This window comes from Massilia forsythiae, from assembly GCF_012849555.1.
GTDB classification, from domain to species: Bacteria; Pseudomonadota; Gammaproteobacteria; order Burkholderiales; family Burkholderiaceae_D; genus Telluria; species Telluria forsythiae.
In genome coordinates this window covers 656,003-669,630 of record NZ_CP051685.1, presented here as the reverse complement: position 1 = coordinate 669,630, position 13,628 = coordinate 656,003, and the positions used below count along the sequence as shown (strand labels likewise).

13 protein-coding genes are annotated in these 13,628 nt (G+C 65.0%); 7 read left to right on the top strand and 6 right to left on the bottom strand.

The features are described 5' to 3' along the window. Positions 1–47 precede the first annotated feature (47 nt). From fdxA to HH212_RS02835, 3 genes are all read right to left on the bottom strand, one after another. Positions 48–371 carry a ferredoxin FdxA gene (fdxA, locus tag HH212_RS02845; protein WP_169434000.1) on the bottom strand — a complete coding sequence of 108 codons (324 nt, stop codon included), beginning with the start codon at positions 369–371 and terminating at the stop codon, positions 48–50. A 188-nt stretch (positions 372–559) separates the two neighbouring features. Next, a complete protein-coding gene (locus HH212_RS02840) occupies positions 560–847 on the bottom strand; it encodes a protealysin inhibitor emfourin (RefSeq protein WP_169433999.1) in 288 nt (95 codons plus the stop codon). A gap of 23 nt (positions 848–870) precedes the next feature. Continuing rightward, a complete protein-coding gene (locus tag HH212_RS02835; RefSeq protein WP_229217539.1) occupies positions 871–2,544 on the bottom strand; it encodes a gluzincin family metallopeptidase in 1,674 nt (557 codons plus the stop codon). Between the two features lie 183 nt (positions 2,545–2,727). Between HH212_RS02835 and HH212_RS02830 the strand changes: the two genes are divergently transcribed. After that, positions 2,728–3,003: a polyhydroxyalkanoic acid system family protein gene (locus HH212_RS02830; RefSeq protein ID WP_169433998.1), complete on the top strand. Its 276-nt coding sequence runs from the start codon at positions 2,728–2,730 to the stop codon at positions 3,001–3,003. Here HH212_RS02830 and HH212_RS02825 read toward each other — a convergent pair. Together HH212_RS02825 and HH212_RS02820 are read right to left on the bottom strand one after the other, a co-directional pair. Then, on the bottom strand, positions 3,000–3,257 hold the full coding sequence (locus tag HH212_RS02825) for an acyl-CoA-binding protein (protein WP_169433997.1): 258 nt from the start codon (positions 3,255–3,257) through the stop codon (positions 3,000–3,002). The genes HH212_RS02830 and HH212_RS02825 overlap by 4 nt on opposite strands. A gap of 253 nt (positions 3,258–3,510) precedes the next feature. Continuing rightward, on the bottom strand, positions 3,511–3,867 hold the full coding sequence (locus HH212_RS02820; RefSeq protein WP_169433996.1) for an FKBP-type peptidyl-prolyl cis-trans isomerase: 357 nt from the start codon (positions 3,865–3,867) through the stop codon (positions 3,511–3,513). A 190-nt stretch (positions 3,868–4,057) separates the two neighbouring features. Here HH212_RS02820 and HH212_RS02815 point away from each other — a divergent pair, with 190 nt between their 5' ends. The 4 genes from HH212_RS02815 to HH212_RS02800 are packed head-to-tail and all read left to right on the top strand — an operon-like array spanning position 4,058 to position 7,728. Continuing rightward, positions 4,058–5,029 (top strand): YncE family protein, encoded by a 972-nt coding sequence (locus HH212_RS02815; RefSeq protein WP_169433995.1) that lies wholly within the window; start codon positions 4,058–4,060, stop codon positions 5,027–5,029. Continuing rightward, on the top strand, positions 5,029–5,850 hold the full coding sequence (locus tag HH212_RS02810) for a polysaccharide deacetylase family protein (RefSeq protein WP_169433994.1): 822 nt from the start codon (positions 5,029–5,031) through the stop codon (positions 5,848–5,850). The genes HH212_RS02815 and HH212_RS02810 overlap by 1 nt, the downstream gene beginning before the upstream one ends. A gap of 28 nt (positions 5,851–5,878) precedes the next feature. Next, a complete protein-coding gene (locus tag HH212_RS02805; protein WP_169433993.1) occupies positions 5,879–6,898 on the top strand; it encodes a sterol desaturase family protein in 1,020 nt (339 codons plus the stop codon). Beyond that, positions 6,895–7,728 (top strand): EI24 domain-containing protein, encoded by an 834-nt coding sequence (locus HH212_RS02800; protein ID WP_308633239.1) that lies wholly within the window; start codon positions 6,895–6,897, stop codon positions 7,726–7,728. Before HH212_RS02805 ends, HH212_RS02800 begins: the two co-directional genes overlap by 4 nt. Before the next feature lie 12 nt (positions 7,729–7,740). Here HH212_RS02800 and HH212_RS02795 read toward each other — a convergent pair whose 3' ends face one another. Continuing rightward, the gene (locus HH212_RS02795; RefSeq protein ID WP_169433992.1) at positions 7,741–8,958 is read right to left on the bottom strand and encodes a beta propeller repeat protein; all 1,218 of its coding nucleotides are present in this window, start codon (positions 8,956–8,958) and stop codon (positions 7,741–7,743) included. A 286-nt stretch (positions 8,959–9,244) separates the two neighbouring features. Between HH212_RS02795 and HH212_RS02790 the strand changes: the two genes are divergently transcribed. Together HH212_RS02790 and HH212_RS02785 are read left to right on the top strand one after the other, a co-directional pair. After that, positions 9,245–12,067, top strand: a complete 2,823-nt coding sequence (locus tag HH212_RS02790; RefSeq protein WP_169433991.1) for a type VI secretion system Vgr family protein — start codon at positions 9,245–9,247, stop codon at positions 12,065–12,067. Next, positions 12,064–13,614 (top strand): hypothetical protein, encoded by a 1,551-nt coding sequence (locus HH212_RS02785; protein WP_169433990.1) that lies wholly within the window; start codon positions 12,064–12,066, stop codon positions 13,612–13,614. The genes HH212_RS02790 and HH212_RS02785 overlap by 4 nt, the downstream gene beginning before the upstream one ends. Positions 13,615–13,628: the final 14 nt, after the last annotated feature.

Below are 13,628 nucleotides of genomic sequence, written 5' to 3'. Positions count from 1 at the left end.
CCGCGATCGGAAGACGGCGCCGGCTTGCGGGCCGGGCGCCGGATGCCTCAGCGGGCCAGTTCGCCCAGCTTGTCCTTGACGTCTTTCCACTCTTCCGCGTCGGGCAGGGCGGGCTTGGTCTTGGTGATCGACGGCCAGTTGCGCGCGAGGTCGGCGTTGATCTTGATGAATTGCTGCTGGTCCGACGGCACGTCTTCTTCCGCATAGATCGCGTTGACCGGGCATTCCGCCACGCACACGGCGCAGTCGATGCATTCGTCCGGGTCGATGGCGAGGAAGTTCGGGCCTTCCCGGAAACAATCTACCGGGCATACATCGACGCAGTCGGTATAGCGACAACGGATGCACGATTCGGTGACAACGTGGGTCATAACAGTCCTATCAATAATGGAAGCGGCGGCGGCTGGCGCGCATGGGGAAGCTCGCCGGACGCGGCAAAGCACTGTATTTTAGGGCAATTCGGCATTTACGACAAATCACGCTTATACACAATACACATAAGCAAATGTGATGTGCCGCCCGCGTGTTTGCGAACAATCGTGCGGAAAAGCGGGGGAAATCAGGCGCCGGTGCGCAGGTGGGCGAGCAGTGCCTGCCAGCCGGCGCCGGCGGGAGCGCCGTCCTCGTGCAGGACCACGCTGCGGCAGCGCCGGCCGTCGTCGGCGGTGATTTCCCAGCGCTGCAGGTCGGCGCCGATCGGGCAACCGGCGGCTGGTTGCGCGCCGAAGAAATCCAGCTGCTCCAGCAGCGCTTCGATCGACTTGCCGTCCGGGCGGCAGGCGGTGTCGACTTCGAGGCGTTCGACGCGGCCAGCAAAGCCGCCGCTGGCGATGGCGCTGATCTTCATGCCTGTACAGCCTTTCGGAAAACTCACGAGAGGGGAATGGTGCGAACCGGTGCGCCGGCTGTGGAAACGCCGGCCGCCGGTTCGCCGGCCGCAGGATCGCCGGCGGGAGCGCTGCCGGCATCCGCCGCCACGGCCACGGCGGCGGCAACAACGGTATCGTGCCGCGTGCCGATCGCGGCGATCATTGCCGCCTGGGCGGTTCCCGCGGCGCCGTCATTGCCGGCCGGGCCGAAGCGGCCGTGCTCGGCGCACCAGCGCGCCAGCGCCCGGCTTTCCGCGTCCAGCACGCGTTCGACATCGTAGTACTCGGCCAGGTTCATGGTGCCGCAGCAGGCGCGCCGGTCCTGGCGTGCGCCGGGCGGGTCCGTGACCAGCGCCGCCAGGCGCAGGCCGGGCGGGTGGACCGCGGCCAGGCCGGCCGGCAGTTCCAGCACTTCGCGCTGGACGAAGCGGTCGCGGATGAAGGTGGCGTATGCGGGAGGCTGGCCGTCCCGGGCGCACAGGCCCAGCATTTCGTTGGCGACGTCGGCATAGGTGGCGGCGCGTTCGGGGGCGGCGACCAGGGCGCGCAGCACCAGGCCGCGCAGCCAGCCGGCCACCCGGTGCAGCACGCCGGCGCAGTCTTCCAGTTCGGGCCGGCGCTCGAAGGCGAACAGGTCGGCCAGGATGTCGTAGACGGCGCCGGTGAACACCTGCGAGATCGCATGCACCTCGGTGCCGGCCTGCGACAGCGTCAGGTCGTTGTCGGCGTTGCGCAGGCCGTTGGTGCTGCCGAGTGCCAGGCCGAACTGTTCGGCGATGTCTGCCAGGAAGGTCTTGTCGTGCAGGCGCGCCTTGGTCTGGGCCACCACGGCGTCGCACTGGTCGAGCTGGGACAGCGCCAGGAAGATCGCGGTCAGGTCGCCGAAGGATTCGTGCAGGCCGCCGGTCTGGGGCGGATTGGCGGCTTCCAGCCAGTGCGGCTTGAGGCCGTCCAGCACCGCGTGGCCGGTCTCGTGGGCGACGATGTCGAAAGAACGGCAGGTGTACACCCGCCCGGTCTGCCCGGACGGCACGAAGTCGCCGAACTTCAGGCAGTTCTGCGAACGGCTGTAGTACGCGTTCATCACGTTCGGCAGCCCGTACGGGAAAACCTGCAGCGGCGCCACGTCGATGCTGTTGTTCCATTGCCAGGGCAGCGGCATGGCGGCGCCCGCGGCGGACAGGGCGCGCTGGTACATGGTCAGCGTCTGGCGCACCACGGCGAAGGTGTGGACGGCGTCGAACTGCGGGGTGTCCGGCATGGTCACGAAATCGCCGAAGGCATTCGGCTCCACCGCCGCGATGGACGGGTCGCCGATGCGGATGCGGGCGTCGCGCGGACCGGCCAGCACCACGCCCGGCAAAAAGGCGCGGCGGGTGCCGATCTCGTCCACCGACGGGTCCTGCTTCCACATCAGCACGCGGGCGCCGAAGGCGTACGGCAGCGGCAGGTCGCCAGGCATATCGCTTGCGCCCGCCTGCGCCGGGCCGGGGCCGGCAAAGCCGGGTACAACTCCTGGATCGAGCGATGCGGGCTGCAGGCCGGATGCGCCCGGCGCGCCGATCGGCCGCGGCCAACCGGGCTGGTCGAGCAGCTGGGCAGCCTTGCGGTGCTGGCGATAGGTGGCGGTGGGCATCGGGATGAAGCCGACCGGCGGGGTGGCGGGTGCATCCATACTGAATCCTCCTGGCTGGGTACACGACGATGGTCGCTTCTTGCTTGGAGGATATATTGATAATAATCAAGTGATTATTCTCTGTCTCAAAAATGCAGGACGGGTAGGGCGATGCTGGCCTTTGTATGGTTCAGCTGGCATCATGGCGGGCTGTCTTGTTTTCGATCAGAAGGAACAGCCGATATGGCGGATATCAGCATTACCCAGCAACACAATTTGAGCCGGGACGCGGCGCGCGCCGCCGCCCAGAAGGTGGCGGACAAACTCGCCGGCGAATACGGCCTGAGCTGCCGCTGGGATGGGGATGTGCTGCGCTTCGAGCGCAGCGGCGTGGAAGGTTCGCTGGCCCTGGAGAACAGCCAGGCCGCGCTGCGCATCAAGCTGGGTTTCCTGATGAGTGCGTTCGCCGCCACCATCGAGCACAAGGTGGCGGAAACCATGCGCAAGACGTTTGTTTAGTTATCTTTGAGGTCTTCGATCAGGTCGACGTAGCGCTGCATCGCGTCGTCCTTCGCCGTGCCCTTCAATTCGGCCCAGGCATCGTACTTGGCGCGGCCGACCATGTCGGTAAAGCCCGGGCGCTCGCCGGTCACGTCGCCGCCGGAACCCTGCTTATACAGCGCATAGATCTGCAGCAGCGTCATGTTGTCCGGACGCTCCGGCAGGTTTTTCGAATCGATCTGCGCCTGGGCAAATTGCTCTTGCAAACTCATGGTGACTCCTTGTGATGTCGATATGCAGGTACTGCGTAAAGTCATGCCTTAAAGGCAAGACAATACTCATCTTAGCGCATCGTGCAGGAAATCAAGGAGAATTCGTACGGATTTAGAAGAAGTGCTCGGATGGCGGCGATGCCGCCCACCTGCAATGCGATCGCCCCCGTATTGCGCCCGGCATCTTGGAAGCGAGCTTGGATTCCCGCCTGCGCGGGAACGACGCATGGCAAGCGTTGAGGCAGGGCGACGGTTACACGCCCAGCAGTTCGACGTCGAAAATCAGGGTCGCGTTCGGCGGAATCACACCGCCGGCGCCGCGGGCGCCATAGCCCAGGCTGGCCGGAATGGTCAGGCGGCGCGCACCGCCCACCTTCATGCCCTGCACGCCTTCGTCCCAACCCTTGATCACGTGGCCGGCGCCCAGCGGAAACTGGAACGGGTCGTTGCGGTCCTTGCTGGAATCAAACTTGGCGCCGGTGCTGCCGTCGTCGTTGCGCAGCCAGCCGGTGTAATGCACGGTCACGTACTTGCCGGCCGTGGCTTCGGGGCCGTCGCCGACGACGGTGTCTTCGTATTGCAGACCGGAATTCGTGGTAGTGATGGACATGGGTGTTCCTTAACGTTTGGTGAATGCCGATTGTAGTGCATGACATGTCAAAGCGCTATTAACGACTTTTCTACTGTGTTGCGGGCACGCGCCGAATGCGTCGGGAATCTGTTTGAAACCGGTCAACCCGTCATTACATCAGAACGTTTCCTCGTAGAATAAGACTTTTCCACCCAGCGTTCCTTCCGCCATGCCGCGCCTGTTTCGTCAGTTTTTCCTATCCGGTCTCTGCCTGTTTTCCGCCTTGCAGACTGCCCACGCCAACGTGGTGGTGGTGCTGAACTCGCGCGACGCCACCGTCCAGTTGCTCGACCAGGCCACCGGCAACGACAACGGTACCTTCGCGGTGGGCAAGGAGCCGCACCACCTGATGGCCACGCCGGACAACAAGTCGCTGATCGTCGCCAGTTCGGTCGGCAACGAGCTGATCTTCCTAGACCCGGTCACCGGCAAGGTGCAGCGCCGCATCGCCGACGTGCTGGACCCGTACCAGATCGGTTTCACCCCGAACCAGAAGTGGTTCGTGTCGGCGTCGCTGCGCCTGGACCGGGTGGACATCTACAAGTACGACGGCGCCAACCTGGCGCTCAGCAAGCGTATCCCGCTGGCGCGCATGCCCAGCCACATCGCCTTCGACGCCGCCAGCACCACCGCCTTCGTCACCCAGCAGGGCAGTGACCAGGTCAGCGCCATCGACCTGGCCACGCAAAGCGTCAAATGGACGCTCCCGGTCGGCAAGCTGCCGGCCGGCATCGCCATGACGCCGGACGACAAGTACCTGCTGGTCGGCATCATGGGCAGCGACTACGTCGAGGTGATCGACTGGCGCGCCCAGAAGACGGTCAAGCGCATCAAGACCGGCAACGGCGCCCATAACTTCCGCGCGCTGGGCGACCGCCGCCACATCCTGGTGTCGAACCGGGTGCAGAACTCGATCAACATCATCGACCAGAACACGCTGGAAAACGTCGGCATGATCCCGGTGCCGGGCGGCCCGGACTGCATGGAACTGACCAACGACGGCAAGACGCTGTGGGTGACGCTGCGCTGGATCAAGAAGGTCGCCGTGATCGACGTGCCGACCCGCAAGGTGATCAAGCTGATCCCGGTCGGGCGCTCGCCGCACGGGGTGTTCTTCGCCAATTCCGCGCCGAGGATGTGATGCGTGCGCGAGGGAAGCGGGCGCGCGCGCTGCTGCTGGGCGCCGCTGCCGCCGCGGCATGGGCGCTGCCGGCATGCGCCGCCGATGCGCCCGCCGATGCGCCCGCCGATGCGCCGGCGCATTGCCGCGGCACGATCTATTTGACCTTCGACACCGGCAGCCAGTCGCAGGCCGAGCTGATCGCCGCCACGCTGAAGCGGCACGCCATCAAGGCCACCTTTTTCCTGGCCAACGAAAAGACGGTGCGCGGCGATTGGTCGCTCGATCCGTCGTGGGCTGCCTACTGGAAGGCGCGCGTGGCCGAGGGCCATGCCTTCGGCAGCCACACCTTCGACCACGTGTATTGGCGCGCCGACGAAGCGGGCGGGCGCATCCGTGTAAAGCCGCAGTTCGGCGCGGATGCCGGCAAGGTCGAGACCTGGAGCGCCGCCCGCTACTGCGACGAACTGCGCCGCGTCGACACGCGCTTCATGGAACTGACCGGGCGCCGGCTCGATCCGCTGTTCCGCACCCCCGGCGGGCACAGCTCTCCCAACATCCTGGCCGCCGCCCAGGCCTGCGGCTACCGCCACGTCGGCTGGGCCAGGGCCGGCTTTTCCGGCGACGAGACGTCCAGCGACGCCTACCCGAACGCGCTGCTGCTGGAGCGCGCGCTGGACGGCTTGCGGGATGGCGATATCTTCATGGCGCACATGGGCATCTGGTCGCGCAAGGACCCGTGGGCGCCGGCCAACCTGGAGCCGCTGATCGCCGGCCTCGAGCGCAAAGGCTTCTGTTTCGCTACACTGCGCGAGCATCCGGATTACCGGACTTCTCGATAACGACACACGATTCAACGCACATACCCGCATGATCCAGCATCTCTTCGATTGGTTCGCAGCGCTCCAGGGCTGGCTGTTCGAAAGCCTGGTCGAGCCTTTCCTGTTCTTTTCCGGCCTCGGCGAATACACCGAGGATGCCTTCGAGGGCGTCGAATGGTTCCTGATCGGCGCCGTCGAGATCGCGGCGCTGTACCTGGTGCTGCGTCCGCTGGAGACGCTGCTGCCGGCGCAGGCGGCAATGGACCCGCACGCGCGCCGCAACGATTTCCTGTACACCCTGGTCCACCGCCTCGGCCTGTTCACGATGGCGGTGTTCTTCACGCTCGATCCGTTGATGGACGGCGTGGCGGCGCTACTGCGCATGGAGGGCCTGCGTCCGTTCAACCTGGAGTCGCTGGTGGCGGGCATGCATCCGCTGGCCAGCTTCCTGCTGTACCTGCTGGTGCTGGACTTCTTCGATTACTGGTTCCACCGCGGCCAGCACCGGTTCCGCTGGTGGTGGGCGCTGCACAGCCTGCACCACAGCCAGACCAGCATGAACCTGTGGAGCGACAACCGCAACCACCTGCTCGACGACCTGCTGCGCGACGTCTATATGGCGGTCCTGGCGCTGGCGATCGGCGTGGCGCCGGCCCAGTACGTGCTGCTGGTGTCGGTGTCGCGCGCGCTGCAAAGCCTGCAGCACGCCAACGTGCGCATCCACTTCGGCCGCCTCGGCGAACGCCTGCTGGTGTCGCCGCGCTTCCACCGCACCCACCACGCGGTCGGCCTGGGCCACGAGTCGCAGGGCAGCGGTTCGCTGGGCGGCTGCAACTTCGGCGTGCTGCTGCCCGTGTGGGACGTCCTGTTCGGCACCGCCAACTTCGCGCCCGGCTGGCACGGCACCGGCGTGCGCGACCAGTTCGCGCGCACGGCGCCGGACGGCAGCGTCAAGCCGGGCCGCGACTACGGCCGCGGCTTCTGGCGCCAGCAGTGGCTGGGCCTGGTGCGCCTGGCCGACGCCGTCCGCGCAGCCAGCGCGCGCGCAGGCGGCGGGCGCGCATCATGATGCGCCCGATCGCCATCGCCTACGGCCGCGCAGTGCGCTCGCAGTTCTCGCGCCGCATGCTGCTGCTGTCGATCGTCCCGTTGCTGCTGTCGCTGGCGCTGTGGGGCGGCCTGCTATACGCCGGCCTGCAGCCGCTGTACGACTGGCTGCAAGCCGTGTTCACCGAATACGGCCTGTTCGCCACCAGCGGCAGCGCGCTGTCTCGCCTCGGGCTGGGCTTCCTGCATGCGATGGCGGTGCCGCTGGTGGCGATGCTGACGCTGCTGCCGCTGACGATCATCACCTCGCTGCTGTTCATCGGCGTGGGCGCCATGCCGGCCATCGCGCGCCATGTCAGCCGGGTCCAGTTCCCCGCGATGGAGCGCAAGGAGGGCGGCAGCTTCCTCGGCAGCCTGGGCGTGAACCTGTCCGGCATCGTGGTGTTCGCGCTGCTGTGGATCGTGACGCTACCGCTGTACGCGCTGGCACCGCTGGCGCTGGTGGCGCAGGCCGTGTTGTGGGGCTGGCTGACGGCGCGCGTGATGAGCTACGACGCGCTGTCGATCCACGCCAGCCTGGAAGAGCGGCGCGCCATCGTGCGCACGCGGCGCCGGCCGCTGCTGGCGATCGGCACCATCTCCGGCCTGCTGGGCGCGCTGCCCGGCGTGGTGTGGGTCGGCGGCGCGCTGTCGGTGGTGCTGTTCCCGGTGCTGGCGGTGCTGTCGATCTGGCTGTACCTGGTGATCTTCATCTTCACCGGGCTGTGGTTCCAGTATTACTGCCTGCAGGCGCTGGCCGACCTGCGCGCCGGCCGCGATGGGCAGCCGGCCGTCACCATCTCCACGCCCTGAGCCGCAAGCCGATCAGGGCTGGCCCAGGGTCAGCAGCAGTACGCGGCCCCTGGCGCTGGTCTCTTCGTTGACGGTGACGACGATGCGGCCCTGCGGGTCCAGGCCGATCGAGGTCACGTGCGCCGCCGACGCCTCCGGACGCGTACCGGCGTAGCCCGGCAGCAGCGCCGAGATGTCGGTCCACCGGGCGCCGCCGTCGGCCGACCAGGCCAGGTAGGGTTTCAGGGACGCCTTGTCGAAGCCGCCGACCACGAAGGTGTCGGGCTTGTCCGGCAGCGCCAGGAACGCGCCGATGTACGGATAAGCGCTGCCGCCCGCGAGCGGATGCTCGATCACGAACTTGAAGGTGTTGCCGCCGTCCTCGCTGCGCAGCAGCCCGCCCTCGACGCCGACGAACACGCGCTGCGTCGTCCCGGCGCGGGCGATGAACTGGATGTTGCGGTTTTCCAGGTCGGGCACGCTCAGGGAAACCGGTTCCTGCGAAGCCAGCCCCAGGCCGTCGGCGCGCAGGCGGTAGGCGCGCAGGTAGGCCATGTCGAGCGGGCACTCGCCGCCGACCAGCACGCGCTCGCCGATCACCTCGAACTTCTGGTGGTAGCACATCATCGCGTCCAGCTGGCCGAGCACGGCGCGCCAGCTGGCGCCGCCGTCGCTTGAGGCCAGCAGGTTGGGCGCGCCGCCGGCATTGCTGTACAGGACCTTGCCGGCCTGTTTCAGTTCGCTCATCGACAGCTTGGTGCAGAAGCCGCCGGCGCACACGTCCAGCGCCGCATCGCGCGGGACGAAGCTGCCGGCTGCGTCGAGCGCGCACAGCGCATGTTCGTTGGCGGCGTCGGCGCCGCCGTCGTACCAGGGCTGGAACAGCCATAGGGTCGAGCCGAGCGTGCGCAGGGTCGGCGCGCTGGGCGGCATCGTGCCGGAAGCGCCCACGCTGCAGGCGCCCAGCGCCATCTCGCTCCAGGCCGCGCCGGCTTTCAGGGGCAGCGCCGTCCTGAGCACCTGGCTGGCGGCGCCCGGCGTGTTCGACAGGCCGAGGTAGGCGCTGCCGTCCCGGTAGGCGATGCTTTCGATGCCGCGCTCGGAACTGGCCAGCAGGTCGACCCTGGTCACCTGCGCGACCGGTGGGGCGGGCGGCGTCGCCGGCGTGACCGAAACGCTGGAGCCGCCGCAGCCGGCGAGGAGCAATGCCGCCGCCATCGCGGCCGCGCGCAGCGGTGCTGGTGTGATCATGTGAGGTTCTCCTTCTTGTCGGTGCATGGGCGAGCCGATTCTAGGGAGGCGGGGCGGCAGCGTCTTGCGCGGCTTTGTCGGTGCATTGTCGGAAAATGTAGCGTGTGCTCAGGCATCGGCAAGGGGGGCGATGCGGTGCTATCAGCAATGTGGTGCCATGTGCATGAAGCTGTGGCAATTTGGAATCCGAATCACTGCGTCGTAAATTGCAATGATGGCCGTCAAACGGCGCTAGTTTTGAGCATGGCACTTTAGTGTGTAGATCATTCCTTGGGGAAAATCTCACATGAATTTGCCGAATGCGGCCGGCATGGCCGCCGGGTTGACCCAATCCAATCGTCCCATCCAACTGCTGCTGGGAGACCAGCGCGGCGTTCTCGACGACGTCTTGCTCGTCAAGCACGTCAGGGGCCAGGAAGCCCTGTGCGGCGGCATCGAATACCGGCTGTACTGCATCTCCACGCGCGCCGGACTGCCATTGAAAGACTTCATCGCGCAGCCTGCCGAGTTACGATTCGTGACCGACAGCGGCGACTTGCGCTCGGTATGCGGCATCGTGGAACAGGCATCCGCGGGGCAAAGCGATGGAGGGCTGGCGTCCTACCAGCTGGTGATGCGCGATGCACTGGCATTGATGAAACAACGCATCAATACACGTATTTTCCGTAACCAGAGCGAAGTCGATATTTCCGTGGCATTGGTGCGCGAATGGCGTAAAGCCAATCCGATCCTGGCCAAGGCATTCGATATCGATATCTCCGGCTTGCGGCGCACCTATCCGGCCCGTGAACAAACGATGCAATACAACGAGTCGGATGCCGCCTTCCTGTACCGACTGTGGAAACGGCGGGGCATCGGCTCGGGTTTCCGTCCTTGCGACACGGGCCATCCCGGCAAATCGGATATGCCCGGACATGTACTCTTCCTGTTCGATACGCCCTATGCGCTTGCCCGGAATGCCGCCGGTACCGTGCGCTTCCATCGCGACGCCGGCACCGAGGCGCGCGATGGCGTCATCAATTGGAGCGGTGTGCGTACCTTGAAGGCCGGGAGCGTGTCGCGGCAGAGCTGGGATTACCGGCGCGGCCGCATGATGTGGGCCAGTGCGCCTACGACCATGCGCCAAGGCATGGCCGGCACCCGGTTCGCTGCCAGCCTGGAAGATTACCGCATCGACATGCCCCACGCCGGCGACGATGACGACGACTACCGCAGGCTGGCCGACGCGCGCATCGAACGCCACGAATACGAAGCCAAGAATTATCACTGCGAAAGCGGCGTGCGCGACATGCGCGCCGGAGAGTGGGTCGAACTCGTCGGCCATCCCGATATCGACCGGCGCCCGGTCGACGAACGCCAATTCGTGATCACCGAATTGACGCTGTCCGCGGAAAACAACCTGCCCAAGGAAATCGACGAACGCGCGCGGCGCCTGTTCGATGCCAACGACTGGCAGCAGGCAGCCGAGCAAGCCGTCCTGGATCGTGCCAGCGCCGCGCGCGGCGTCAAGTACACCAACCGCTTCACCTGCGTGCGGCGCGGTATACCGATCGTGCCGGCCTACGATCCGCATGTCGATTTGCCGGCCGTGCATCTGCAGACGGCGATCGTCGTCGGCCCGAAGGGCGAAGAAGTGCATTGCGACGCGCTGGGACGCATCAAGCTGCGCTTCACGGGCATGCGCGAAGAGGATCATCCGAACGGCTGCGGCGCCAGCGGTACCGACCGTGACTCGGCCTGGGTGCGCGTCGCCAGCGATCTGGCCGGCAATGGCTGGGGCAGCATCGGCTTGCCGCGCGTCGGCGACGAGGTGCTGGTCGATTGCCTGGGCGGCGATCCGGACAAACCCATCGTGGTCGGCCGCGTGTACGGCGGCTCGGCGGCGCCCCCGACGTTCAGCCATGCCGGAGCGCTGCCCGGCAATCGCTTCCTGGCGGGCATCAAGAGCAAGGAAGTGCAGGGCTGGCGCCATAACCAGCTGCGCCTGGACGATACGCCCGGCCAGATCAGCGCCCAATTGGCCAGCGAACATGGACACAGCCAGCTGAACCTCGGCTGGCTGACGCAGCCGAGAAAAGACGGCGAGGGGCAGGCGCGCGGGGAAGGGGCGGAACTGCGCAGCGACCAGTCGGTGGTGCTGCGGGCAGCGCGCCTGTTGCTGCTGACGACCCAGGCGATGCTCGGCGCGAACGGCAGACAACTGGAACGCGAACCCCTGCAGGCGCTGCTGGAAGGGTCGCAGGCGCTGCTCGCGGAGCTGGGCGGCTTCGCCGAACAGCACCAGGCGCCACCGCTCGACCTGGGCGCACACCGCCAACTGATGGACGACCTGGCCAAGGCCGAGCAGGGCGGTGCACCGTTGATCGCCCAGTATGCCCACGGCGGCTTCGTCAACGCCACGCCGAATTCGTCGGTCAGCTACAGCGGGCGGCAGCAGAACTTCATCGCACAGCAGCATATCCAGGTCGTCGCGGGACAGCGCGTCGACATCCAGGGCGGCAAGGGCATCGCGTTGTTCGCGCATCGGGACGGCATGAAGCATATCGCCCGCAGCGGGAGGCTGGACATCCAGGCGCAGCAGGACAGCGTCGGCATTGCCGCCGACCGCGACGTGACGATCACCGCCAGCCAGGGCAACGTCGTGATCGCGGCCAAGAGCAGCCTCACGCTGTTGTGCGGCGGCGCCTACGTCAAGATCGCCGACGGCAGGATCGAACATGGCTGTGCCAGGGAATTCACGGTCAAGGCGGGCACGCACAACTGGGAAGGTCCGGCCCGGCAAGAAGCCGAATTGCCGTTCTTTCCGGCCGCCGAGCACATCAACTGGCTGAAGCTCGACCTGGACGGCTACCAGGGCGCGCCGATGGCCGGCGTGCCGTACACGCTGCATTTCGCCGACGGCCGCCAAAAGCACGGCACGCTCGACGGCAACGGCATGGCGGAGGAGCGCAACCTGCCGGATACCGTCGGCAAGGTGGTCTATCACAATGCGCCGTCTGCCAAGGATGCGCCACGGCCTGAGGCCGGCGAGTTGCTGTCCGGGCTCGATCCCTTATTGGCTGGCGAGCCCGAGCTGGTGGAAGCATCTCGAGAGCGTGGAGCGACATGATGGCCGAAGCGAACGATACGTTGGATGCGCTCAACGAAGTCCATGGCCAGGAGAAGCCGGACGATATCGGCATCGGCGAGTGGATATGGGGTGCGCTGCAGGGCGATTTCAATGCCGAGCGGTCCGGTTGGCAGATCGGCTTCGACATGGTGGTATCGCTGATCCCCGTGGTCGATACCATCTGCGACCTGCGCGACCTGTGCGCTAACATCCGGCAATACCGCAAGGATACTACCAACAAAATCACCTTGTTTTTCATCGCGACGACGGCGATCGGCTTTTTTCCGGAGATCGGCACGGTGGTGAAAAGCGTGTTGCGCCTGGTCTGGATCTACCTTAAACCCCTGATCAAGCACGCCGACGATATCCTCAACGTGAGCAAGCTGACGGCGGCCGCCCACCGCGCCTGCGACGCGGCGTTGCCGAAGGTGACCGAGTACCTGCAGCACAACCGGGTGGTGCAATGGGCGACACACGGCAAGTTGCCGGACATGTACAAGTTCGTCGCGAAGACCATCCAGGAGGCGACAGAAAAGCTCAGTCCTGCGCTGCTGGGCAAGCTGCTGACCGAAAAATTCAACGACCTGAAAAGCCTGCTGAACAAGATTCGGTTGATCGTGCCGAGCACCGTTCGCGAGCATGTCGACGACTTGTTGAAGTTCGTCGAGGACAAGCAGCGCGTCGTGACCGGGGCGGTACAGGAATTCGTGCAGCCGGCGCGGACCGTGCTGAAGGTGGTGGCCAAGCGCTTGGACGATCATGCGTGGCGGGCGCAGGTTTATCAGACCAACCGTGGGTGGATTGCGCCGATTTCGGAGGCGAGCGCGGTGAAGCTGATCAATGCAAAGCCTCCAAAATACGTGAAGAAACTTTTGGGTCCGATGAAATTTCCTGCTTTGGAAATGGAGGAAAATGAAATTAAGGCCCTGATGAAAATGCATCCAGATCATCCTCCCCTTAATGAGCGTCTTATTGAAACTTTTGCAAAAAATGGCGGGATACGCGCTGATAGCATGGTAGGACCTGCAAAACTTTATCGCGTTATCGATCCTTCAAGTGACGCTGCCGGCATATTCTGGATGACTGAAGCTGACTTCAAAGCACTCAAGAATCGAGACGAATGGCGTTCCAAATGTGCAGTAAAATCAGAATGGAACCAGAATGGCTGGTTTGTGGAATATGAGATCAAGTCTGGGGAAAGCTTGCCTATATGGCGCGGGCCTGCTGCCAGTCAAAAAATTAAAGGTACTGATTATTATTTGGAAGGTGGGGGCGAGCAAGTAGTCTTTTTCCCTTCTGGCCGGGATGAGGCGATTCAGGCAATGACGAGAATTGATTCCAAAACTGGTGAAGCTATCTTGGATAGAGGAAAGCCAGATCAGCGGGTTGAATTTATTGATGTGACTGGCGAAGTTGTTCCTAGTAAATTAAGGGCTCGTATTACTGATCCCAACATTAAAGGTCCAATGGAGACTGGCTGGGGCGCTTCTGACTATACAGTTGAAGAAGCAAAACGCATTTTACTGACTGTTCCTTCGTTGTCATAAATTCTTTCATGATG

What these genes read in the sequence shown, in the direction of transcription:
- fdxA (WP_169434000.1), bottom strand. Translation starts at nt 371, where the DNA reads ATGACCCACGTTGTCACCGAATCGTGCATCCGTTGTCGCTATACCGAC.
- HH212_RS02840 (WP_169433999.1), bottom strand. Translation starts at nt 847, where the DNA reads ATGAAGATCAGCGCCATCGCCAGCGGCGGCTTTGCTGGCCGCGTCGAA.
- HH212_RS02835 (WP_229217539.1), bottom strand. Translation starts at nt 2,544, where the DNA reads ATGGATGCACCCGCCACCCCGCCGGTCGGCTTCATCCCGATGCCCACC.
- HH212_RS02830 (WP_169433998.1), top strand. Translation starts at nt 2,728, where the DNA reads ATGGCGGATATCAGCATTACCCAGCAACACAATTTGAGCCGGGACGCG.
- HH212_RS02825 (WP_169433997.1), bottom strand. Translation starts at nt 3,257, where the DNA reads ATGAGTTTGCAAGAGCAATTTGCCCAGGCGCAGATCGATTCGAAAAAC.
- HH212_RS02820 (WP_169433996.1), bottom strand. Translation starts at nt 3,867, where the DNA reads ATGTCCATCACTACCACGAATTCCGGTCTGCAATACGAAGACACCGTC.
- HH212_RS02815 (WP_169433995.1), top strand. Translation starts at nt 4,058, where the DNA reads ATGCCGCGCCTGTTTCGTCAGTTTTTCCTATCCGGTCTCTGCCTGTTT.
- HH212_RS02810 (WP_169433994.1), top strand. Translation starts at nt 5,029, where the DNA reads ATGCGTGCGCGAGGGAAGCGGGCGCGCGCGCTGCTGCTGGGCGCCGCT.
- HH212_RS02805 (WP_169433993.1), top strand. Translation starts at nt 5,879, where the DNA reads ATGATCCAGCATCTCTTCGATTGGTTCGCAGCGCTCCAGGGCTGGCTG.
- HH212_RS02800 (WP_308633239.1), top strand. Translation starts at nt 6,895, where the DNA reads ATGATGCGCCCGATCGCCATCGCCTACGGCCGCGCAGTGCGCTCGCAG.
- HH212_RS02795 (WP_169433992.1), bottom strand. Translation starts at nt 8,958, where the DNA reads ATGATCACACCAGCACCGCTGCGCGCGGCCGCGATGGCGGCGGCATTG.
- HH212_RS02790 (WP_169433991.1), top strand. Translation starts at nt 9,245, where the DNA reads ATGAATTTGCCGAATGCGGCCGGCATGGCCGCCGGGTTGACCCAATCC.
- HH212_RS02785 (WP_169433990.1), top strand. Translation starts at nt 12,064, where the DNA reads ATGATGGCCGAAGCGAACGATACGTTGGATGCGCTCAACGAAGTCCAT.